Here is a 22918-nt window from a genome sequence, read left to right as displayed (position 1 = left end):
CCCACCGCCCTGGACGATCGTCAACGTGGTGGCTGAATCCGGGGCGTGTCCTCTCCGGAAGTGCGGGGACGATAAGCGATTTCATGGGTGCGCGTATCGAATTCCGATAGATCGCACTCCGGGCCCCGCATTCCCCGGCCCCGCGCATCGGCGCTCGTGGAGCGGAACATCCGTGCCAGGATCAGTGCCACCGGGATCGAGAGCACCGTCCACACGATGAGAACAACCAGCAATGTTGTCATTTCGTGGTTTCCTTTCGAGGAAACTCGTGAATCGATCCTGGACCACCCGGTCGGGGAAGTCGATACGCCCTGCCCATATGGGTCAGCACGCCAACCATTCGGTTTCGCTAGTGCGCCATTCGCGCCGCCGCCTCCATGCCTTCCGACCTACGGCACCGCGATCACGGTCATCGACCCCGGGGCCACCTCCGTGAACCCGGCGTCGCGCACCGCCACCGCGTCGCCCCGGGCCACCCGCTGTCGCAATTCCGCCCAGTGGCCCGGATCGGCCTCCGCGACGGTGCACCGAAACCCGGTGGCGGCCCACGCATACGCTTGCCGCACCGATAAGGCGCCTGCCAGCAACATGCTGGCATGCCCTACCTGTGCCGCTGCCTTCCCCACAGTCATACCCAATTCCGAGTCCACCCATAGCACCGGACATTCCGGATCGATCGCGATGTCCGCCTCCTCGGGCAGCTCGGTTCCGCTGATCTGGAGCCGACGGATCCGCGGATCCACGTCCCCCACCGGACCCGGCACCAGCGCCCGCGCCTGCGCGCCGCCGAAATCGACTGTGACACCGTCGACTTCCTGCGCCGCCAGCCACTGCGCCCCGCGGGCCCGCCGCGCCACCTTCCGGATGCGCGAGCGCTTCCAGGTCAGATAGCGCTCCTCCCACTCCCCGTCCGGCCCGACCCGCTCGTCCAGGCACACCGCGACCGCCGCCGAGGCGGCGGCCGCCAGCAACGCCGACCGCGCGGGCGGATGGTTCTTCGGAATGTGCAACACCATCTGCATGGCCTGGACCAGAGCCGGGTCGGCGGGATCGCCCCCGCCGCCGTAGCCCCGGGCCAGTTCCGCGTGCCTGGCCTCGAAACCGGCATCGATGGTGGATCCAACGCTCGACACAACCACTCCTACAACGACGTTCTAACGCACCGTCAGGTTCACGGTGAACCGCTTGGCGGGCTCGACGCCCTGTTCCCAGGCCCGCATGTACGCCAGGCTCAGCGTGGTCGAGCCGGGGGCCACGGCCACGAAATTCAGCACCGACTTGCCGCCGACGCCGACCTTGCCGTCCGGGTTGGCGTCCTGCTCGTACTCGGGTGACCCGTTCTGCTTCACCACGTTCTGATCCAGCGCACCCAGCTGCCAGCCGAATCCGGTGGTCGGATTCGCCTCGAGGGTGATGACCAGGCCCTGCCCCAGGGCCAGACTCACGTCCTTGCCGTCGGAGTCCGCGCCGATCCGCTCGGCCGCGCGGTCGGCGGACGTCGCCTGCACGGCGGTGGTGCCCGCGACACTCGTCGCCGAGACCGGTTGCGCCTCGTTCGGGTTGGTGGTGCCGCAAGCGGCCAGCGCGAGGCCGGCCATCACCATCACCAGCGGCATACGCACACGCACTCGGACTCCTTCGGTCATCGCCGGGTTTCCGACCACGGTACCGAGAGCGGAGCTCAGGGTGGCGCAAGCGAATTGGACGCGTTGCGGCTACCGCACGGCTTACTGCGGCAGCGGCACCCGGCGGATACCGCCGTCGCGGGCGTCGGCGGCCTCGACCTCGTCGCGGGTGACGCCCAGGATGAACAGCACCGCGTCCAGGAACGGATGCGACAGCGCGGCGTCGGCGACCTCGCGCAGCGCGGGCTTGGCGTTGAACGCGATACCCAGACCCGCGGCATTGAGCATGTCGATGTCGTTGGCGCCGTCGCCGACCGCGACGGTCTGCTCCATGGCCACGCCCGTCTCGGCCGCGAACCGGCGCAGCGCAACGGCTTTCGCGGCCCGGTCCACGATCTCGCCGGTGACCGCGCCGGTCAGCTTGCCGTCACGGATCTCGAGGGTGTTGGCCTGCACGAAGTCCAGTTCCAGTTCGTGCGCGAGCGGCTCGATGACCTGGCGGAAGCCGCCGGACACCACGCCGCAGCGGAAGCCCAGGCGGCGCAGGGTGCGAATGGTGGTGCGGGCGCCGGGGGTGAGTTCGATGCGCTCGGCGACCTCGTCGATGACCGAGGCGTCCAGCCCGGCCAGGGTGGCCACGCGCTGGCGCAGCGATTCGGAGAAGTCGATCTCGCCGCGCATGGCGGCCTCGGTGACCGCGCGGACCTCGTCCTCGACACCGGCGTGCGCGGCCAGCATCTCGATGACCTCGCCCTGGATCAGGGTGGAGTCCACGTCGAACACGATGAGCCGCTTGGCCCGTCGCGCCAGACCGGCCTTCTCGACCGCGACGTCCACGCTCTCCTTGGCGGCCACCGCCGACAGCGCGGTACGCAGCTCGGTCTCGGTGTCCGCGTCGGCGGCGGGCACGGTCACCAGCAGTTCCAGACCGGTGACCGGGTAGTCGGCGATGCCGCGGATGGAGTCGATATTGACGCCCTGCGCGGCCAGCTTGCGCGCGATGGCGCTGAAGGCGCGGGCGGTGACCGGCGAACCCAGCACCACGACCGCGTGGGTGGACAGCTTGGCGCCCGATACGGCGCTGGCCCCGATCTCCACGGCCACGTCCATGCCGATCGACGCCATGGCGTCCTCGAGCTGATCCTGCAGCGACTCGGGATCGGTGGGACACGACACCAGCACGCCCAGGGTGAGGCGGCCCCGGATGACGACCTGCTCCACATCCAGCAGGCTGACCCCGTTGTTGGCCAGCGCGGCGAGTAGCACCGACGTGACGCCCGGCTTGTCGGGTCCGGTGACCGTAACCAGAACCGTCGTGTCAGACGCGCTCAATCGATGACTCCTTGTCCCTGCGACAACGTGGCCCGCCCGACATGCGGCGGCAGCTCATTCTGTCAGGTCGGCCTCGCACCGACCGCGCCGACCGCCGCCCACGGTGGCGGGCATCACGTCGGCGAAGCTCACGTACGGCTCAATGCCCGCCGGGGGCGAGCAGGCGGGCCGCCTCGGAACGCCATTCGCCCAGGATCTCGGCGACCGGGCGCACCGCGGTGACCAGCCCGACGCCCTGCCCGGCATCGACCGGTGCGATGCGCGGATCATCGGCGGCATTCGCGGCGGCCAGCTCGACCCGGGCCGCGGCGATGCTCGGGGACGGGTCGGGCGCGGACAGCTCGTCGACGCGGTGCTGCCAGCGCTCGGTGAAGTCGTTGCGCAGCACGCGGGCCGGAAACCGCTGCGGCCAGGGCAGTTCCATGCCGATGTCGAACGCCCGCGTGAGGATCGTGTCGGTGCCCCGCGCCGCGAGCAGGGCGCGGCGGCTGTTCGGAGGCAGCAGCGATTCCTCGGCGGCGGCCAGCGCGGTGCCCAGCCACACCCCCGCGGCGCCCGCCGCGAGCATGGCGGCCATCCCGCGCGCCGAACCGATTCCGCCCGCGGCCAGCACCGGGCCGGGCACGGCGTCGAGCACCGCCTCCAGCAACGGCAGCGTCGCGAGCTCGGGCGCACCGTGGCCGCCACCCTCGAGACCGCGCGCGACCAGCACGTCGATCCCGGCGTCGCGGGCGCGCCGGGCGTCCTCGACGGTGTAAACCTGTGTCGCCGTCCGGATTCCGGCCGCGCGGGCGCGGGCGGCCCAGGACAGGTCGGCCCCGAAGCTCACCGACAGCAGGGCGGGTTTCGCGGCGAGGGCGAGGTCGAGAAGTCCCGGTCGCGCGGCCGCCACCCAGTCGACCAGGCCGATTCCGATCGGGCCGGGCGCGGGCGCTGCCTCGCTGCCCATCAGTTCCCGTTCGAGCGCGGGGAGTTCGCCGTCGAGGGCGGCGGCGGCCAGTTCGCGTTCGAGCGCCTCGACCGAGCCCGCGCTGCCCATGCCGATCATGCCCAGTCCCCCGGCGGCCGCGACCGCGACGGCCAGCCGGCCCCCGGCGACTCCGCCCATGGGCGCGTTCACGATCGGCGTCCGCAACCCCATCGCGTCCGACCAGTCGGTCCGCGGTCCCGCATTCTCGGTCATCACTCCATGAAAGCGTCCCGCCGCCGACCGGGTCCGGCCACCCCACCCCGCAACGCACCGCGGCACCCGTCCGAAGACGGGTGCCGCGATGGTGTTCGGGTGTCAGGCGACTAGTGCGACGCCTTCTCCAGCTCGTGCACATTGTGGGACTTGGAGCCCCAGCCCACGTGGGCCTCGGCGCGCATGCGCTCGACCATGTGCGGGTAGTGCAGCTCGAACGCGGGACGCTCGGAGCGGATGCGCGGCAGCTCGTAGAAGTTGTGCCGCGGCGGCGGGCAGGAGGTCGCCCACTCCAGCGAGTTGCCGTAGCCCCACGGGTCGTCGACGGTCACGACCTCGCCGTAGCGGTAGGACTTGAAGACGTTCCAGATGAACGGCAGCATCGACGAACCCAGGATGAAGGCACCGATCGTGGAGATGGTGTTCAGGGTGGTGAAGCCATCGCTCGGCAGGTAGTCGGCGTAGCGGCGCGGCATACCCATGTTGCCCAGCCAGTGCTGCACCAGGAACGTGGTGTGGAAGCCGACGAAGGTGGCCCAGAAGTGCCACTTGCCCAGACGCTCGTCCATCATGCGGCCGGTCATCTTCGGGAACCAGAAGTAGATGCCCGCGAAGGTGGCGAACACGATGGTGCCGAAGAGCACGTAGTGGAAGTGCGCCACCACGAAGTAGGTGTCCGACACGTGGAAGTCCAGCGGCGGCGAGGCCAGGATGACGCCCGACAGACCACCGAAGAGGAAGGTCACCAGGAAGCCGACCGACCAGAGCATCGGCGTCTCGAAGGTGAGCTGGCCGCGCCACATGGTGCCGATCCAGTTGAAGAACTTCACACCGGTCGGAACCGCGATGAGGAAGGTCATGAACGAGAAGTACGGCAGCAGCACCGCGCCGGTCGCGTACATGTGGTGCGCCCACACGGCGATGGACAGGGCCGCGATACCCAGGGTCGCGTAGACCAGGGTGGTGTAACCGAAGATCGGCTTCCGCGAGAAGACCGGGTAGATCTCCGAGACGATGCCGAAGAACGGCAGCGCGATGATGTACACCTCGGGGTGGCCGAAGTACCAGAACAGGTGCTGGTAGAGCAGCACGCCGCCATTGGCCGGGTCGTAGATGTGGCCGCCCAGGTGGCGGTCGTACGCCAGGCCGAACAGGGCCGCGGTGAGCAGCGGGAAGGCCAGCAGCACCAGCACCGAGGTGACGGCGATGTTCCAGGTGAAGATCGGCATCCGGAACATGGTCATACCCGGGCAGCGCAGGCAGACCACGGTGGTGAGCATGTTGACGCCACCGAGGATGGTGCCCAGACCGGAGACGGCCAGACCCAGGATCCACAGGTCGGCGCCGACGCCGGGCGAGTGGACGATGTCCGACAGCGGGGTGTACGCGGTCCAGCCGAAGTCCGCCGCGCCGCCGGGGGTGATGAAGCCGGCGGTCGCCATCGAGCCGCCGAACAGGTACAGCCAGTAGCTGAACGCGTTCAGACGCGGGAAGGCGACGTCAGGGGCGCCGATCTGCAGCGGCAGGATGATGTTGGCGAAGCCGAACACGATCGCGGTCGCGTAGAAGAGCAGCATGATCGTGCCGTGCATGGTGAACAGCTGGTTGAACTGTTCCGGCGACAGGAACTGCATGCCCGGACGGGCGAGCTCGGCGCGCATGAGCAGCGCCATGATGCCGCCGACCATGAAGAAGGAGATGGCCGTCACCAGGTACATGACGCCGAGAACCTTCGGGTCCGTCGTGGTGACCATCTTGAAGATGAACGATCCCTTCGGACCCGTCCTTTGAGGATAGGGCCGCTCCGCCTCCACAAGGCTGGCCGGCCGCGGTTCTACGGCAGTCACGAAACCTCCACAGGTATGCCATCGTTCGTACGCTGCTTCCGGCGTCCGGTTCGGCAACATGACGAACGACGTTGGCTTGCGCTGTGACAGATCGTAAACCGTGTCCCATCGGCGCTCGCTCCGGGTCCTACTCTGTGTCGTATTTCGGCTCCGCCGAGGTCGTATCCGTCGGGCTGCCGGTGTCCTGATTGGGAGTCGGGGGGCACGGCTGTAGGCTGCCCCGCATGCCGGTGCGCGAGTCTGCTTCCACCCGAAACACGTTCGCCTCCACCTTTTCCCCTATGCGGCATTTGCGCAGTGTGGGATTGGTCTCGGCGGCGACGCTGCTGACCGTCGGCCTGGCCGCGGGGTGCGCCAAGACCGATGACAACTCCGCCTCGATTGTGCGCACCACCACGAATATCGCCGGTGCGGGCGTGGTCGGGATCGAGCGCGACACCACCAAGGCGTGCGCGCTGCCGACGGCCCCCGACTCGGCCGGGGGCACCAAGTCCGTCGCGCACGCCGCGGGCGCCACGGAGGTTCCTGCCGACGCCAAGCGCATCGTGGTGCTGTCGACTCCCGCCCTGGACGCCGCCTGCGCGCTGGGCCTGTGGGAGCGGGTGGTCGGCGCGGCCACCGTCGCCGGGCCGACGCCGCAGCCGTCGTATCTGGGCTCCGGGATATCCGCCATCCCGGCGGTGGGCACGGTCGACAGCCCGGATCCGGCGAAGATCGCGGAGCTGAAGCCGGACCTGATCATCGGCCCCGCCGCCGACCGCGGCCGCTACGACGCCCTGAAAGCCATCGCCCCGACCGTCCTGGTCGGCGACGATCACGGCTGGCAGGCCACCTTCACCGGTTTCGCGGAGGGCCTCAACCGCAAGGCCGCCGGCGCCAAGGCCCTCGACGACTACCGCGCCGCGGCCCGGGACACCGGCGTCGCCGCCAACTCCGCGCTCAGCCAGGCGTCGGTGATCCGCTTCGAGCCCAAGACGATTCAGGTGCAGGGCGGCGACACCTTCGCCGCCCAGGTGCTCGGCGACGCGGGCGTGCAGCGCCCCCAGGCGCAGCGCGGCGACTCGTTCGACGTCTCCGGGCCGAGCACCGAGGCCGACCGCGACAAGCTCGAGGGCGACCTGATCTTCCTCATGTTCGACGGCAAGGACGGCCTCGACTACGGCAAGTCGATCATGAAGGGCGACAACTGGAAACAGCTCGGCGCGGTCAGCGACCGCCGCGAGTTCGCCGTCGACGACACCATCTGGCACGGCAGCGGCATCACCGCCGCCCGCGCCCTGCTCGAGGACCTCCGCAACAACCTCAACGGCTACGTCGCCGACTGATCCACGGCACGCCGCACGGGCCGATTCGATCCGGTGCTCGGCCCGATGACGTGGGGAAGTCGCCACCCGGCCGAGCACTGACCGCGAAGTTCACCAGCCCGATCGTGAACATTTCGTGATGACCGGTATTCCCCACGGACACGCCCAGCAAACGCGGTAATTTCAGCGGCCGCGCACCCGGCCTTCGACAGCCAACGGCCCCGAGCGGATTCGCTCGGGGCCGTTGGCTTTTCAGGCGGATGGGGCGACGCGGGGCGTCAGAATTCCCAGTCCTCGTCTTCGGTGTTGACGGCCTTGCCGATGACGTAGCTGGAGCCCGAGCCGGAGAAGAAGTCGTGGTTCTCGTCGGCGTTCGGGGACAGGGCCGAGAGGATGGCGGGGTTGACCTCGCACTCGTCCTTGGGGAACAGGCCCTCGTAGCCGAGGTTCATCAGCGCCTTGTTGGCGTTGTAGCGCAGGAACTTCTTGACGTCCTCGGTGAGGCCGACCTCGTCGTAGAGGTCCTGGGTGTACTCGACCTCGTTCTCGTAGAGCTCGAAGAGCAGCTCGAAGGTGTAGGCCTTGAGCTCCTCGCGCTCGGCCTCGGAGACCAGCTCCAGGCCCTTCTGGTACTTGTAGCCGATGTAGTAGCCGTGCACGGCCTCGTCGCGGATGATCAGGCGGATCATGTCGGCGGTGTTGGTCAGCTTGGCCCGCGAGGACCAGTGCATGGGCAGGTAGAAGCCGGAGTAGAACAGGAAGGACTCCAGCAGGGTGGAGGCCACCTTGCGCTTGAGCGGGTCGTCTCCGTTGTAGTACTCGAGCACGATCTCGGCCTTGCGCTGCAGGTTCCGGTTCTCCTCGGACCAGCGGAAGGCCTCGTCGATCTCACGCGTGGAGCACAGCGTGGAGAAGATCGAGCTGTAGCTCTTGGCGTGCACCGACTCCATGAACGCGATGTTGGTGAGCACCGCCTCCTCGTGCGGGGTGATCGCGTCGGGGATGAGGCTGACCGCGCCGACCGTGCCCTGGATGGTGTCGAGCAGGGTCAGACCGGTGAACACCCGCATGGTGAGTTGCTTCTCGTTGGCGGTCAGCGTGTTCCACGACGGGATGTCGTTGGACACCGGGACCTTTTCCGGCAACCAGAAGTTGCCGGTGAGTCGATCCCAGACCTCCGAGTCCTTCTCGTCCTGCACGCGGTTCCAGTTGATCGCACTAACTCGATCGATGAGCTTCACGCCCCGCTCACACACCCTTCTCAGCTTCCGGACCCTGCGAATTCCCTTGCCATGAACACTACTACTGGTAGGTGACATCCCCGCGCAGCACAATAGGTTGTGTCTTCACGTGTCTATCGCGTTGTCCTGCGAGAATCCGAAACGGAGATGGGCAAGCACGTCACCAACGGCAGAAAATTACAGCGGTGCAATCCGTCACAGCGCACCGGGGTAGACCCTCGCGGACCCACCCCGGGTTTGCCGATCAGATGCCGAGTACCACCTTCGCGGTGGTGAAGTAGATGACCAGACCGGTGGCGTCGACCAGCGTTGTCACCATGGGCGCGGAGATGACGGCCGGGTCGATGCGCAGTTTCTTGGCCAGCAGCGGCATGGTGCCGCCGATGGTCGCCGCCCACCCGCAGATGATCACCAGCGCGATGCCGACCACCACCGCGATCTTCAGCCCCACGAACAGCGTGCCGATCACCATGCCGATGGCGGCCAGCATGCAGCCCAGCAGCAGCCCGACCCGGCATTCGCGCCAGATCACCGCGAGCAGGTCCGAGACCCGCACCTCACCGACCGCGAGCGCGCGCACGCAGGTGGTGGCCGCCTGCGCGCCCGCGTTGCCGCCCGATCCGATGAGTAGGGGGATGAACAGCGCCAGGTGCGCGGCCTGTTCGAGGGTGGGCTCGAAGAAGTTGGTGACGGTGACCGTGAGGGTCGCCGCGACCAGCAGCAGCATCAGCCACAGCGCCCGGTAGCGGGCCAGCTGGAACACGCCCGCGGCCATGTAGTGGCCCGACCACGGGGAGGTGCCGGCCTGCCGCGCCATGTCCTCGGAGTCGGCGGCCTCGATGACCTCGACGGCGTCGTCGATGGTGAGCAGCCCGACCAGTCGGTCCTCGCTGTCGACCACCGGCAGGTTGATCAGGTTGGCGCCCTGCATGAGCCGGGCCGCCTTCTCCGCGGAGCCGGTGGCGCGCGCCGAGACCGGTTCGGACGCAATGAGTTCGGCGATCATGGTGTCGGGCGAGCCGAGCACCAGATCGCGCAGTTCGACCACGCCGATCAGCCGGCGGCCCGCATCCACCACGGGCAGCGTGTAGACCGTCTCGGCGGTCGCCCCCTTGGCGCGCACCATGTGCAGCGCCTCGCCCACGGGCAGATTCCGCGGCAGCGCAACGACTTCCGGCGTCATGTAGAACCCGACGGAGCCCTCCGGGTAGCCGAGCAGCCCCGCGGTCATGCGCCGTTCGTGCGGACTGAGCCCGGCCAGCACCCGCTTGGCCACCTTGGCGGGAACCTCGCGCAGCATGCGGGCGCGGTCGTCGGGATCCATGCCCTCGACCAGGTCGCGGAAGCTCTGATCGCGCAGCCCGGCCAGGATCTGCTGCTGATCCACGGGTTCGAGCTCCTCGAACACGGCCAGCGCGCGGTCCTTGTCGAGCAGCCGGAAGGACATGACCGCGGTGACGGCGTCCATGCGGGCCAGCTCGTCCGCGATGACGTGCGGCGGATGGTTGTCGAGCCATTCCACGGCGGGCGTCAGGTGGTGGCAGTCGACGATGTCGCGCAGCGAATCCCGTTCGGGGACAGGGATGTCGGCGGCGACCGTGGGGACGGCAGGGGGCAGTTCGGTCTGCGTCATGGCGAAACCTCGGCCGGGTGGCGGTTGAGGGTGGTCGGGGGTACCGGATCACACCGCGGGCACCGCACCCACCCCGTCGCCAGAAAGCTGTCCTATCGACGGAATCCGAGAGCGATGCCACGCGGCCTTCGACTGGGAGGTTCACCGCGCACGGACCTCACCCCCTTCTCGAACGCCGACACAGACAGAAACAACCATGTACAGGATACAGAGGGTTGCCTAACGCGGCTCGCCATGTCCGGTTTCTCCGCTCCGGACCCCCGGACCGACGCCGGATTGTTTTTCGATCATTTTTCGACGATCCGATCGTCCGGGCCATTGGGGCGGGGGTCCGGAATGCCCTAATCTCTGCCCCTGTGCGAGTTTTGGTGCTGGAGGACGATCATCAGCTGTGTCGTGAGTTGACCGATGGGTTGCGTACCGCCGGGTTCGCGGTGGACCTCGCGCAGAGCCTCGCCGACGCGGACTTCAAGATCGCCGTCAATCGCTACGACTGCCTGGTGGTGGACCGCGGCCTGCCCGACGGCGACGGTCTGGACCTGGTCGCGGGGGCACGCACCGCCGGGCACACGGTGCCCGCGCTCATACTCACCGGCCGCGACGGCCTCGACGACCGGCTGGCCGGATTCGAGCACGGAGCCGACGACTACCTGACCAAGCCGTTCGCGCTGCCGGAACTGGTGATGCGGGTACGAGCGCTGTGCCGCCGCCGCGACCAGCCCACCGCCGCGCGAATCACGCTGGCGGACATCGACATCGACATCATGCGCCGCCGGGTGACCCGCGGCGGCGTCCTGCTGATGCTCAGCCCGAAGGAGTTCGCGGTCCTCGAGCTCATGGCGACCCGCCGCGGCAGCGTGGTGACCCGCACCGACCTCATCGAATGCTGCTGGGACGAGATGGCCGAGCCCGCCTCCAACGTGGTGGACGCGGTGGTCGCCAAGTTGCGCCGCAAACTCGGGGAGCCGAGCGTGATCGAGACCGTGCGCGGCACCGGCTTCCTGATCGCCGGTGGAGCGGCGTGAGCGCACACCGCTCGCCGGCCGTGGCCCGGCTCCAGCGCGCCCGGTGGTTCATGACCGCCTTGGCCGCGGTGATCACCGCGGCGGCGGTCCTGATCTTCGGCTTCGTGGCCGCCACGATCGACGCACACGCGCGCGAGACCCGCGCCGATGATCAGGTCGAGCGGGTAGCGGGCGGGCTGGCGCGCGCCATCCAGCAGGACGACAAGTCGGCCCTGGACTTGTCGACGGTCATGGACGACGAACTGGCCACGGGATCCACCGCGGTCGCCGTGCTGATGCGCAAACCGGGTGAGCCGTGGAAGCAGGCGCACACCTACCAACGCTCGCTGCTGCCCGATGACTCCGAGATCGCCACGCTCGCAACGCAGGTCGAGGATCACTCCGAGACCGTCATCTATGCCGGAAAACGGTTCACCGCCACCGATATCACCGGCCGCACCGTGACCCTGGCGGGCAGTCCGGTGTTCTGGGACGGCTGGGACGCCACCGTCGTCATCCTGGCCGGGGCCGAGACCATGGCCGATGCCGGGAAGCATCGAACCCTGGTGTGGGAGTTGGCGATCAGCGGCGCGCTGCTGGTATTGCTGTCCGCCGCCGTCACGTATCTGCTGGCGGGTCGCAGCCAGGCTCAGGCGCTGCGCCTGCTGAGCGAGCACGAGCAGTTCCTCAGCGACGCCGCGCACGAATTGCGTACGCCGCTCACCACATTGAAGCTGCTCACCGGGTCGCGGCCGGCGCCCGAGCAGGTGCCACAGACCCTCGCCGAGGCGCAGCGGTTGGCGGACCGGATGGCGCGGCTGGTGACCGGGCTGCTGGCCCGCGCACGCATGCAGGCGGGCATCGCCGAACCCGAGCGCACGCTGCTGCGGCTGGATCAGCTGGCCGAGATGGTGGCCGAGGAGGCCGGCGACGAGCGCATCGCGGTGACCGCGCATCCGACCGTGGTGCTGGGTGATCCGCAGCTGCTGAGCCTGGCCATCCGGAACATGCTGGAGAACGGGCTCACGCACGGCGCGGTGAACCGGTCCGCGCCGGTCGAGGTGCACGTGGCCGAGGGACGGGTCAGCGTGCGCGATCACGGTCCCGGTGTCGATCCGGTCATGTCTGCCAGTCCCTTCGATCGCGGCGCGGCCGGGCGCACCGGTCGCAACGGCATCGGGCTGGCGCTGGTGGCGTGGGTGGCGCAGACGCACGGCGGCAACGCCTCCATCGAGCCCGCGGCCGGCGGCGGGGCGATCGCGACGCTGTGGCTGCCGCCGGCCGACATCACCGTGGGCGGTCCGGTCGGCGCGCGCCACTAGGCGAGCGGCCCGCGCGCGGACCGAGCCGGGGCATGGCCGGTGTCCAGGCGGGCAGACAGGAATGTCACGGCCGGAACCGGATTCGGCACAGCGCCGCGGTGTCACTCTCGAGCCGCCGCGTTCCCGCTCCGACCACGGTGAAGCTTCCCCTCGGCGGCGCCGGGCCGTCATGCGGAATCCGCCTGGCACATGTGAGAAGTCACAGCGCCGCCCGGCGCGCATTACTGTGCATCACAGGGAGGGATCGATCCGGCCGTTCGGACATACGGCCTGCGTTAGCGTTTCAGGTCCCGCACGGGGCGCAACCCGGGGGTGGAAGGGAGTCACGGATGGCCGTGGGAATTCCGGCCCGGACCGGACTCACCGTGTCGGGCACGCCGATCTCGTCGCCGCTCAAGGATGTTCGCGGGGTGGCCCAGCACATGGTGGGGCACTTCGTGGAGACGGTCGCGCCGTGCGGCACCCTGCCCGGCGACGCCATTCACGGCGACGTCACCGTCATCACCCGCACCTGCCTGGAGCTGGCGGTCGGCATGCTCGACGGGCGAGACATCCCGGAGAAGACCAAGCGCCTCGAGGAGGCGGCCGCGCAGTGGGCGCGCGAGGGCATCCCGATCGACACCATCCACCACGCCATCCACGAGGGCTTCAAGATCGGCTCGGAGCTGGTGATGGCCAGCGCCCTGTCCCGGCACCTGCGCCGCGAGGACGAGGACGGCGAGGTCACCCTGGTCATCGCGGCCGCCGACATGGACAACATCGTCGGCGGGGCGAAGCTGGTGGTGGAACTGCTCGACCGGATGACCTCCGCCGTGGCCATGGCCTACGTGCGCGAACTGCGCTCGGTGGTGAGCGAACACCACACCGCCGTGCACACCCTCACCTCCGCGCTGCTGGGCGGGCACAGCACCTCCACCATGGCGCGCGAGTGCGGCATCGAGATCGCCGAGACGTATCACGTGCTGGCGCTGGCCATTCCGGAACATCCGGAGGAGGACTCCCCCACCGTGGACGGCGCGGTGGTGGCGCGCCGCAAACTGCGGCGGGTGCAGGCCGAACTGGCCACCCGCTACACCGACAAGGTGCTGTCGCTGCTCAGCGTGGACGGCGGCACCCTGCTGGTGCCGGCCACCGCGGTCGCCGACGATCAGCTCGACGAGTTGGTCGAGCAGCTGTCGCGGGCCGCGCGGGTGCCGATCACCGCCACGCTGGTTCCGGCCGCGCCGCAACAGATTCCGGACGCCGCCGACCAGGCCCACGAACTCCTCGACATCGTGCACCGGCTACGCCTGGTGCGCGGCCTGTTCCGCTTCGACGAGCTGGCCCTGGAGTATCAGCTGACCCGGCCCGGTCCCGGCCGCGACCACCTCGGGTCGCTGCTGGATCCGCTGGACGCGCACACCGAACTGCTCGAGACGCTGCAATCCCACATCAGCAACAACCTGAACCGGCAACGCACCGCCCGCATGCTGCACGTGCACACCAATACCGTGGACTACCGGCTGAAACGGATCGGACAGCTGACCGGATTCGATCCGACCCAGCCGTCCGGTCTCTGGTATCTGCGTTCGGCGCTGGTGGCGCGCACGTATCAGGCGGGCTGACGCTCAGCAGTTGGTCGGCGCGGGCTCGCCGCGCAGGCGCGCGTCCAGCCAGCCGTACGCGGCCGGGACGCCGAGCACCGCCGCGGTGAGATGGTCGGGCACCGGCTCCTGCTCGGTCCACACCTTCGCGCCCGCCGCGCAGTAGCGGTGGATGGTGTTCACCACCGCGTCCACCGGCACCAGGCCGTCGATCGGCGAATGCCATTCGAAGACAGGCATGTTCGGGACGCCCGAGTACAGCTCCAGGCTGTTCTCGGCCACCACCGACCGGGCCTGCGGGTCGTCGGTCATGACGGTGGTCTTGGCGATGTCCAGCGCGCCCTGCCCCGCGCCCGCCGCGAGAATGTCATTGGTGCAGCTGTTGAGCAGCTTGTCGCGGATGGCGAGGCCGCGGTCGTTGAGCTGATCGCTGATCGGGAACCGGTCCGGGTACTCGCGTTCCAGGCCCAGTCCGGCCGCGAGCGCCAGCCCGAACGCCGGATGCCGGTTCATGCCGAGGGTTTCCAGCATGGAGACCAGGTTCATCGGCACCCCGCCCATGGCCGCGCCCGCGATGCGCAGGTCGGGCGCGTAGGACGCGGCCAGCGCCGCCGCCCACGCGGTCGCCATGCCGCCGCCGGAGTAGCCGGCCATGGCGAGGGGGCTGTGCTCGACCCGCAGGTCCGGGACCCGCTGGATGGCGCGCAGGCCGTCGAGGGTGATCTGGCCGCCGAGTTTGGCCGCGCCGTAGGCGAATCGGGGGCCGAGGTGGTCGGGCAGGGCCACGGTCCAGCCGCGCTTCAGCACCGTGTTCCAGGCGGGGGCCTCGCGGATCATCAGATTGGGGTCGGTGGTGTAGAGCACCCGCGAGACCGCGCACTGCGCGCCCAGGCCGTTGATGATCTGCTGCAGCGACAGCACCGGCGCGTCGGGTTTGCGGCCGCGCGGGGACAGCACGGTGGTGGTGGCCGCGATGGGGTGGCCGGTGGAGTCGGTGGAGCGGAACTTGATCAGGGTGATGTCGGTGTCGGGGAAGCTGGGCAGCGCGGGCATGGCGCGGGTGGCCAGCACCTCGCCGGGCTGATGGCCCGCCAGATCGGACGGGGTGGCGTAGAAGGGGTCCGGATCCGGGGTGGGCAGAAGTGGCTGGGCGGCGGCCGATCCCGTGGCGACGGTGACGAGCAGCGCGGCGACCGCCGCGATCGGGACACGAATCCTCATGCGGGGCAGCGTAGGAACGGCGGTCGCGCCCGGCCAGAGGCGCGCACGAACCTTCCGAATAGTCACAATGGGGGCGGGCGCGGTTTGTGAACGCGTGACGAAGTTTTGAGCCGAAGATGTTTCTGTTCCACCGCGTAACAACAACTCCCGCACACCACTTGTGACATGTCCAAGCAGAAACCGGAACACGTTCCTGCGCACGGCAATCCGATTACGTTCGGTACCAGAGACGCGCGAGCCGACGAAGGGGTCGGCTCGCGTTTCTCCCCCGCACGATCTCGAGGAGCAGCACTATGGACGCGCTCACCCACCGGGTCACCGTCTACCTCGGCGGACCCGCCGACGGGGCCGAACTCACCATGGAATACGCGGCCACCTGGCAGGAGGCCTCGGACTTCACCGTGGCCGCCGTCCACGTCGGCCTGGCCGTGACCGTGGACAGCCGAATCCGGCCCGGACTGCGGCGACTACCCCGATACGGGTTCCGGCACTGAGATACCGTGCGGCCCAGGCGCCCGGGTGGTCCCGCTACCGCCCGGACGCCGGCGCGAAGGCCGCCGCCAGGGCGTCCCAGGCCGGGCCCAACTGGGCCGAGAAATCCGCCCAGGCGTGAATGCCGGTCGGCTCGTAGTGCACGGTGGCGGGAATCCCCAAGTCGCTCAACCGTTTCGAGAAATGCTCGGTGCACACCCGGGCCCCGGCCTCGAGCGCCACGCCGCCGGCGGCCGTGCCGAGCGCGGCCAGCCGATCCGGCGACTTCAGCACTTCGTTCAGATCCGGCGCACCGGGCAGACCGGAAGCCGCCGACAGGTAGATCACCGTGCCGCGCAAGGCTTCCGCGCCCACCGTGCTGTCGTGGGTCAGCCAATCGAAGGTGCCCGGCAGGCCCCACAGATTCAGGATATTGCCGCCGCGTGAGGCGACCGTGGCCGCGGTGACCGCGCTGCCGGGCCCGTCGACGGTGGAGTAGCAGCCGCTCAATCCCGCGACGGCCTTGAAGAATCCGGGATGCCGGTGCGCGAGCATCATCGCGCCCTGCGCGCCCATGGACACCCCCGCGATGGCGCGCCGGCCGTCCGAGCGCAGATACGGTTCGATGACGCCGGGCAGCTCGGCGGTCAGGAAGGTCTCCCAGCGATTCCAGCCGAGCGCGGCGTCGGGATGCTGCCAGTCGGTGTACATGCTGCCGGTCGCACCGGCGGGAAAGACCACATCGACCGGTTTGTCGGCGAAGAAGTCCGCCGCATGCCCCTTGGTCAGCCAGTCGGACACACCCTCGGCGTCGACGCCGTCTAGCAGATACAGCGTGGGCCGGGGCCCGGCCCCGGCACCGTGCAGCACATCGAGGGCGACGGTGCGGCCCATGGCGGCCGAGGCCACCTCGACACGCTCCCAGCGCGGCCCCACCTGCTCCACCCGCGTCACCGCGGCCCGCGAGGCGATCCGCCCGGGCGGGCCCGCCTGGGCGCTCACCCCGAACGACGAGCTCGCGATCACCGCCAGCGCCAGCGCGACCCCGGCGGCGGCCCGCCGCCTCACGACTCCGCCCCGGATCGGGGTCTTCGAATCAGGCAGTGCGACAAGCCAACTCCTCATGCGGTGCGCGGGATTCCGGTTACGTCCGAAGAACCCACCGGGCGGGTGCGAGGTTGATACACCCGATGGGTCTCCGTTTCGATCGACTCACCTCCAAAACGCTTGTCCAGATGCGTTTCCCGATTCCGGCATCACCCGCGCAATTCGATGGAAACCGATGCCCGAACCATGGCGAGCCTAACCAGGCGTCGACCTCGGCCGACAGCGTGAAAGCCACCTTCTGGAGAGTTCACAATCGGGCCCGACGCAAACGTGGGATCGGCCACAGCAACGACAAAGGGCGCTCCCGGCGGGAAGCCGGAAACGCCCTTCTCGGATGCGAACGTCAGAGCATGCAGCTCACGCAACCCTCGACCTCGGTGCCCTCGAGCGCCATCTGCCGGATGCGGATGTAGTACAGCGTCTTGATGCCCTTGCGCCAGGCGTAGATCTGGGCCTTGTTGACGTCGCGGGTGGTGGCGCTGTCCTTGAAGAACAGCGTCAGCGACAGGCCCTGGTCGACGTGCTGCGTGGCCGCGGCGTAGGTGTCGACGATCTTCTCGTAGCCGATGTCGTAGGCGTCCTCGAAGTACTCGAGGTTGTCGTTGGTCAGGTAGGGGGCCGGGTAGTAGACGCGGCCGATCTTGCCTTCCTTGCGGATCTCGATCTTCGACGCCACCGGGTGGATGGAGCTGGTGGAGTGGTTGATGTAGGAGATCGACCCGGTCGGGGGCACGGCCTGGAGGTTCTGGTTGTAGATGCCGTGCTTCATGACCAGGGCCTTCAGCTCGCGCCAATCGTCCTGGGTGGGAATGTGCACCTCGGCGTCGGCGAAGATCTGGCGCACGCGCTCGGTGGCCGGCTCCCACACCTGCTCGGTGTACTTGTCGAAGAACTCACCCGAGGCGTACTTCGACTCGGGGAAGCCGCCGAAGTACGTACCCCGCTCCTGCGCGATCAGATTCGACGCGCGAATCGCGTGGTAGGCGATCGTGTAGAAGTAGATGTTGGTGAAGTCCACGCCCTCTTCGGAGCCGTAGTGGACGTGCTCGCGCGCCAGGTAGCCGTGCAGGTTCATCTGACCCAGGCCGATGGCGTGGGACTCGTTGTTGCCCTGCTCGATCGAGGGCACCGAGTTGATGTGGGTCTGGTTCGACACCGCGGTCAGCGCGCGGATCGCGGTCTCGACCGACTTCGCCAGATCCGGCGAATCCATGGTCTTCGCGATATTCAGCGAGCCCAGGTTGCACGAGATGTCCTTGCCCACCTTGGAGTAGGACAGGTCGTCGTTGAACTCCGACGGGGTGGAGACCTGCAGGATCTCCGAGCACAGGTTGGAGTGGGTGATCTTGCCCGCGATCGGGTTGGCCCGGTTCACGGTGTCCTCGTACATGATGTACGGGTAGCCCGACTCGAACTGCAGCTCGGCGATGGTCTGGAAGAACTCGCGAGCCTTGATCTTGGACTTGCGGATCCGCTTGTCGTCGACCATCTCGTAGTACTTCTCGGTGACATTGATGTCGGCGAACGGCACGCCGTAGATGCGCTCCACGTCGTACGGCGAGAACAGGTACATGTCCTCGTTCTTCTTCGCCAGCTCGAAGGTGATGTCCGGAATCACCACACCCAGCGAGAGCGTCTTGATGCGGATCTTCTCGTCCGCGTTCTCGCGCTTGGTGTCGAGGAAGCGGTAGATGTCGGGGTGGTGCGCCTGCAGGTACACCGCGCCCGCACCCTGCCGCGCGCCGAGCTGGTTGGCGTAGGAGAAGGAGTCCTCCAGCAGCTTCATGATCGGGATGACGCCCGAGGACTGGTTCTCGATCTTCTTGATCGGCGCGCCGGTCTCACGAATATTGCTGAGCAGCAGCGCCACACCGCCGCCGCGCTTGGACAACTGCAGGGCGGAGTTGATGGAGCGCCCGATGGACTCCATGTTGTCCTCGATGCGCAGCAGGAAGCAGGACACCGGCTCGCCGCGCTGCTTCTTGCCCGAGTTGAGGAAGGTCGGGGTGGCCGGCTGGAAGCGGCCGTCCATGATCTCCTCGACCAGCTCGCCCGCCAGGGTCTCGTCACCGGCGGCCAGGGTCAGGGCGACCATGCACACGCGGTCCTCGAAACGCTCCAGGTAGCGCTTGCCGTCGAAGGTCTTCAGCGTGTACGAGGTGTAGTACTTGAACGCGCCCAGGAAGGTCGGGAACCGGAACTTCTTGGCGTAGGCCTGCTGGAACAGGCTCTTGATGAAGGCGCGCGAGTACTGGTCGAGCACCTCGGTCTCGTAGTAGTTCTCCTTGACGAGGTAGTCGAGCTTCTCGTCGAGGTTGTGGAAGAACACCGTGTTCTGGTTGACGTGCTGCAGGAAGTACTGGTGCGCGGCTTCCCGGTCCTTGTCGAACTGGATCTCGCCGTTGGGTCCGTACAGGTTGAGCATGGCGTTGAGGGCGTGGTAGTCCAGCCCCTCGGTCGCGGAGTCGCCGCTGACGGGGCGCTCTACGCGGGCAGTCTTTCCGACCGGTGCGGTTGTCGTTGCCAAAAGATTCCCAATCCCTCGCGGACGCGCTCGACGTCCTCAGCAGTTCCCATGAGTTCGAAGCGATACAGGTACGGAACCCCTGCCTTACGTGAGATCACTTCTCCCGCATAGCAGTACGTATCGCCGAAGTTGGTGTTGCCGCTCGCGATCACGCCGCGCAGCAGGGCGCGATTGTGTGGATCGTTGAGGAACTTGGCCACCTGGCGGGGCACGAATTCCTTGTCGGATCGCTGCCCACCCAAAACGTGCCGACCTCCCCCGTAGGTGGGGACGATCAGCACGAAAGGTCGGTCGACGCGAAGCGAGTCGGCGGTGTGAAGCGGAATGCGGACGGCGGGCAGGCCCAGCCGTTCGACGAAGCGGTGAGTGTTCTCCGAAGCGCTCGAGAAGTAGACGAGATTCGGTGTCTCACTCGACATATCGGTCATCTCCTGACCGTTGACGGAAGCGTCAGGCGACGGCGACGACGTCGGCCAACGCCTTGATGCGGTCCGGACGGAAGCCGGACCAGTGGTCATCCCCGGCGACCACGACGGGGGCCTGCAGGTAACCCAGGGCCATCACGTAGTCGCGCGCCTCCGGGCTCTCGGAGATATCGACGACGCTGTAGTCGACACCAGCCTTGTCGAGGGCGCGATAGGTCGCGTTGCACTGGACACAAGCGGGCTTGGTGTAAACGGTGATGGTCATAGGTATCCCCTTCTCCTCAGCCTTGATCTGTCTGCAGTGCACACCTGAAACAAGATCCACGTAGTAAATGCGCAAACCCCTGGAAGCGGAGCCGAAGCTCCTGGTCACCGGCCCGTGATCGAGGTCTCGTCCTTGTGGCCTTCCAGCTCCCAAGACACTACACCTAGTGGCCGACAAACTCATACAACACGACATGTTGCGACTCACAAAGGTGAAATTCCGGACGGGTAAGTACCTGGACAGCCGATTCGCAACTCGACACGACTGAGTCACACATCACAATTTCGGCATTCAGTTCATTTCCAGCAAACACACCATCACCGCTGATCAACACCCATCTCACGAGTCACAGGAGACTCGAGCGACCACCCGGTTCGCATTCCTTCCGAGTCGAGCGACCGATTCCGGATCGCCCGCTCGCCCCGGCGTGTCGCGGCATCGCCCCCGGTCCTAGCGGATGGTGAACGACGCGCCCTCGATCGGACCGGGCGCCAGCAACCGATTGGTGGCCGGGATGCCGTAGGTCTCCGCGGCGTAATCGGACAATGGGCGCCCGTCGATGGTGACCTCGGTGAAGGTGATCGGCGCGAACCCGGGCAGCGCGGCGTCGAGATGACCCTCCACCACGATCTCGGCGGTGCGGGCCGGGACGGCCGAGGGCGCGACGGTGGTGCGGGTCCAGCGCGCGGTGCGGTTCTCCAGCGTCATCACATAGCGGCCGCCGTCCCAGCTGACCGTGGAATGCATGGTGTCGCCGGGATTGATCGTCACGTCGTCATAGGTCACCGGCGCGTCCGGATACCTCTCCCACCACCCGTCGACCTGTTTCTCCGGGCGGCAGAATCCACCGAAGATGCCCAGCGAGCAGAGGCCGTCCGCGGCCGCGCCCAGGACATTGGAGACCTTGCCCCCGGCGTTCATCACCGTCCCCGCCAGATGCGGATCGACGTAGGCCAGGCCTGCGGCGACCGATTCGACCTGCAGCCCGGGCAGCGCCGCGTACACGGCCGCGTCACTGGCACACAGGGATTCGACGCCGGTCTGCATGAGCGGCAGCGCGACCTGACCGTCCAGGCCGGTGGCGCCATTGAGCCCCACCCAGGGCACGACGCGCTGCAGGACGCCGGGATTGCGGCATTCGATCTCGGGCTGGACCCAGGTGGCGCTGATCTCCCGGAAATCGCCCTTCACCACGTACCCGGCCCAGTTGCCGAGGAAGAGACGGGCATTCGAGAGATCGGAGACATCCGAGGTGTACGACTCGGCCGTCGCGTCGGCCGCATTGCCGACCGCCATCGAGGCGGCGGACGCGGCCAGGGTGACCGCCATGAAACAACGGCCCCACACAGAGTTGCCCGTTGATAACTTCATGGACAGACGGTAGCCCGAAATGTCCGAGAAAAGCGGCAGGCCACGACTCGAAAGCCGTGGCCTTGCGCTGAATTCAGCGAGTGATCGCGGGGAGTATCAGGCGTTTGCCCGAGCCTTGACATCTTCCGCCAGCAAACGCACGGTGGCGGCCAGCTGGGTGAGCGCCTCGGCATCGTCGGCCGGGTGGGTCTCGACGAAGCGCGAACCGATGGTGCCGAAGTTCAGCGACGCCTCCTTCACGACCTCCGCGCCCGCGACGCCCAGCGCCTTCACCGCGTCGTCGTGCGACCACTTGGCGGCGTTCGCGCTGATCGAGGCGGAGACCACGGCGACCGGACGGCTCTTGAGCGCGCCCGCGCCGTAGGGCCGCGACGCCCAGTCGATGGCGTTCTTCAGCACGGCCGGCAGGGTGCCGTTGTATTCGGGGGTGACCAGCAGCAGCGCGTCCGAGGCGCCGACGGCGTCACGCAGCGCCTGCGCGGCGGCCGGGACACCGCCCTCGACGTCGAGGTCCTCGTTGTAGAAAGGAATGTCGCCGAGGCCTTCGTAGATGGCGATCCCGACGCCCTCGGGAGCGGTCTGCACGGCGGCCTCGGCCAGACGGCGGTTGATCGACGCGGCGCGAAGGCTTCCGACCAGGACGAGGATGCGGGTCTGCGACATGATGATCACTCCAAGGGTTACTGATGCAGCGGTGGATCTTTCGATAGACTGTAACCGGACCCCAGTCCGTTTACATTCCCGGGTAGGAGCAGACAGCCTGTGACACGCGACACATCGCCGGATGACGTCGTTCCGGCACTGCCGAACATCGCCCTCCCGATCGAACCCGTCGGCACCCAGCAGCCCCCGCCGCATTCGGTCCCCCTTCTCATGCCCGGCAGCAGCCACGAACGCAGCGACGCCGCCCGCAACCGGCAACTGCTGCTCGACGCCGCCGAGACGCTGGTGCGCGAACAGGGCGCGGACGCGGTCACCATGGACGCGGTCGCCAAACTGGCCGGCGTCGGCAAGGGCACCGTGTTCCGGCGTTTCGGCAATCGGGCCGGGCTGATGCTGGCCCTGCTCGACCAGTCCGATCAGAAACTGCAGTGGGCCTACATGTTCGGGCCGCCGCCGCTGGGACCGGGCGCGCCCGCCGTCGAACGGCTCATCGCCTACGGGCGCGCCCGGCTGGCCACCGTCGAGGTAGAGGGCGATGTGCGCAAGAACGCCGCCATCGGCGGGCAGTACGCCGGACCGCCCTACAACATCGCGAAAACCCATGTCTCCCTGCTGCTCCGGGAGGCCGGGGCGCCCGGAAACATCGGACTCACCGCCGACACGCTGTTGGCCAGTCTGGACGCGGGGCTGGTGCTGCACCAGGTCCGGCAGCTGCGCTACACACCCGACCAGGTGGGCGACCACTGGGAGACCCTGGTCCGGCAGGTGACCGCGCCCGCCGACCGGTAGCGGCG

General features: G+C 68.1%; 21 protein-coding genes. 6 read left to right on the top strand and 15 right to left on the bottom strand.

The genetic code is table 11. The features are described 5' to 3' along the window. Nucleotides 1–20: 20 nt before the first annotated feature. From ACQP06_RS09200 to ctaD, 6 genes are all read right to left on the bottom strand, one after another. Entirely contained in the window at nucleotides 21–242 is a 222-nt protein-coding gene (locus ACQP06_RS09200) for a hypothetical protein (protein WP_379276983.1), read from the bottom strand. 147 nt (nucleotides 243–389) lie between these two features. After that, nucleotides 390–1133 (bottom strand): aminoacyl-tRNA hydrolase, encoded by a 744-nt coding sequence (locus ACQP06_RS09195; protein WP_433671832.1) that lies wholly within the window; start codon nucleotides 1131–1133, stop codon nucleotides 390–392. A 21-nt stretch (nucleotides 1134–1154) separates the two neighbouring features. Continuing rightward, entirely contained in the window at nucleotides 1155–1628 is a 474-nt protein-coding gene (locus tag ACQP06_RS09190) for a protease inhibitor I42 family protein (RefSeq protein ID WP_433671831.1), read from the bottom strand. Between the two features lie 99 nt (nucleotides 1629–1727). Then, entirely contained in the window at nucleotides 1728–2957 is a 1230-nt protein-coding gene (serB, locus tag ACQP06_RS09185) for a phosphoserine phosphatase SerB (RefSeq protein WP_357096294.1), read from the bottom strand. Nucleotides 2958–3096: 139 nt separating this feature from the next. Continuing rightward, entirely contained in the window at nucleotides 3097–4140 is a 1044-nt protein-coding gene (locus ACQP06_RS09180; RefSeq protein WP_433671830.1) for an NAD(P)H-dependent flavin oxidoreductase, read from the bottom strand. Nucleotides 4141–4250: 110 nt separating this feature from the next. Further along, nucleotides 4251–5987, bottom strand: a complete 1737-nt coding sequence (gene ctaD, locus ACQP06_RS09175; RefSeq protein ID WP_357096299.1) for an aa3-type cytochrome oxidase subunit I — start codon at nucleotides 5985–5987, stop codon at nucleotides 4251–4253. Nucleotides 5988–6268: 281 nt separating this feature from the next. On the opposite strand from ctaD, the gene ACQP06_RS09170 reads away from it, so the two are divergent. Continuing rightward, nucleotides 6269–7312, top strand: coding sequence for an ABC transporter substrate-binding protein (locus ACQP06_RS09170; protein WP_433671829.1), 1044 nt, complete (start codon nucleotides 6269–6271; stop codon nucleotides 7310–7312). Between the two features lie 257 nt (nucleotides 7313–7569). Here the strand turns inward: ACQP06_RS09170 and nrdF are convergent, their stop codons facing one another. Then, complete coding sequence (nrdF, locus tag ACQP06_RS09165; protein WP_379101492.1) at nucleotides 7570–8532, bottom strand: class 1b ribonucleoside-diphosphate reductase subunit beta; 963 nt, start codon at nucleotides 8530–8532, stop codon at nucleotides 7570–7572. A 244-nt stretch (nucleotides 8533–8776) separates the two neighbouring features. After that, on the bottom strand, nucleotides 8777–10165 hold the full coding sequence (gene mgtE, locus ACQP06_RS09160; protein ID WP_433671828.1) for a magnesium transporter: 1389 nt from the start codon (nucleotides 10163–10165) through the stop codon (nucleotides 8777–8779). Between the two features lie 356 nt (nucleotides 10166–10521). Between mgtE and ACQP06_RS09155 the strand changes: the two genes are divergently transcribed. The 3 genes from ACQP06_RS09155 to ACQP06_RS09145 all read left to right on the top strand — a co-directional run bounded on the left by ACQP06_RS09155 (nucleotide 10522) and on the right by ACQP06_RS09145 (nucleotide 14095). Beyond that, complete coding sequence (locus ACQP06_RS09155; RefSeq protein WP_433671827.1) at nucleotides 10522–11190, top strand: response regulator transcription factor; 669 nt, start codon at nucleotides 10522–10524, stop codon at nucleotides 11188–11190. Further along, nucleotides 11187–12491, top strand: coding sequence for a sensor histidine kinase (locus tag ACQP06_RS09150; protein WP_433671826.1), 1305 nt, complete (start codon nucleotides 11187–11189; stop codon nucleotides 12489–12491). Before ACQP06_RS09155 ends, ACQP06_RS09150 begins: the two co-directional genes overlap by 4 nt. Nucleotides 12492–12820: 329 nt before the next feature. Then, complete coding sequence (locus tag ACQP06_RS09145) at nucleotides 12821–14095, top strand: PucR family transcriptional regulator (protein ID WP_433671825.1); 1275 nt, start codon at nucleotides 12821–12823, stop codon at nucleotides 14093–14095. A gap of 3 nt (nucleotides 14096–14098) precedes the next feature. Here ACQP06_RS09145 and ACQP06_RS09140 read toward each other — a convergent pair whose 3' ends face one another. Next, nucleotides 14099–15295, bottom strand: a complete 1197-nt coding sequence (locus ACQP06_RS09140) for a lipase family protein (protein ID WP_433671824.1) — start codon at nucleotides 15293–15295, stop codon at nucleotides 14099–14101. A gap of 293 nt (nucleotides 15296–15588) precedes the next feature. Here ACQP06_RS09140 and ACQP06_RS09135 point away from each other — a divergent pair, with 293 nt between their 5' ends. Next, a complete protein-coding gene (locus ACQP06_RS09135) occupies nucleotides 15589–15789 on the top strand; it encodes a hypothetical protein (RefSeq protein WP_357096321.1) in 201 nt (66 codons plus the stop codon). Between the two features lie 34 nt (nucleotides 15790–15823). Here the strand turns inward: ACQP06_RS09135 and ACQP06_RS09130 are convergent, their stop codons facing one another. The 6 genes from ACQP06_RS09130 to ACQP06_RS09105 form a co-directional block, all read right to left on the bottom strand. Beyond that, nucleotides 15824–16834, bottom strand: a complete 1011-nt coding sequence (locus tag ACQP06_RS09130; protein WP_433671823.1) for an alpha/beta hydrolase — start codon at nucleotides 16832–16834, stop codon at nucleotides 15824–15826. Nucleotides 16835–17216: 382 nt separating this feature from the next. Continuing rightward, the gene (gene nrdE / locus ACQP06_RS09125) at nucleotides 17217–19298 is read right to left on the bottom strand and encodes a class 1b ribonucleoside-diphosphate reductase subunit alpha (protein WP_433673274.1); all 2082 of its coding nucleotides are present in this window, start codon (nucleotides 19296–19298) and stop codon (nucleotides 17217–17219) included. Nucleotides 19299–19357: 59 nt separating this feature from the next. Then, nucleotides 19358–19828, bottom strand: a complete 471-nt coding sequence (gene nrdI, locus ACQP06_RS09120) for a class Ib ribonucleoside-diphosphate reductase assembly flavoprotein NrdI (protein ID WP_357096327.1) — start codon at nucleotides 19826–19828, stop codon at nucleotides 19358–19360. Nucleotides 19829–19850: 22 nt separating this feature from the next. Further along, entirely contained in the window at nucleotides 19851–20090 is a 240-nt protein-coding gene (locus tag ACQP06_RS09115) for a redoxin NrdH (RefSeq protein WP_357096330.1), read from the bottom strand. Nucleotides 20091–20540: 450 nt separating this feature from the next. After that, nucleotides 20541–21461, bottom strand: coding sequence for a G1 family glutamic endopeptidase (locus ACQP06_RS09110; protein ID WP_433671822.1), 921 nt, complete (start codon nucleotides 21459–21461; stop codon nucleotides 20541–20543). A gap of 96 nt (nucleotides 21462–21557) precedes the next feature. Continuing rightward, nucleotides 21558–22124, bottom strand: coding sequence for an NAD(P)H-dependent oxidoreductase (locus tag ACQP06_RS09105; RefSeq protein WP_433671821.1), 567 nt, complete (start codon nucleotides 22122–22124; stop codon nucleotides 21558–21560). A 210-nt stretch (nucleotides 22125–22334) separates the two neighbouring features. On the opposite strand from ACQP06_RS09105, the gene ACQP06_RS09100 reads away from it, so the two are divergent. Further along, a complete protein-coding gene (locus ACQP06_RS09100) occupies nucleotides 22335–22913 on the top strand; it encodes a TetR/AcrR family transcriptional regulator (RefSeq protein ID WP_433673273.1) in 579 nt (192 codons plus the stop codon). Nucleotides 22914–22918: the final 5 nt, after the last annotated feature.

Source organism: Nocardia sp. CA-136227 (genome assembly GCF_050955695.1).
Classification (GTDB): domain Bacteria; phylum Actinomycetota; class Actinomycetes; order Mycobacteriales; family Mycobacteriaceae; genus Nocardia.
Note: the sequence above shows the minus strand (reverse complement) of the source record. Positions and strands in the feature narration are given on the sequence as shown.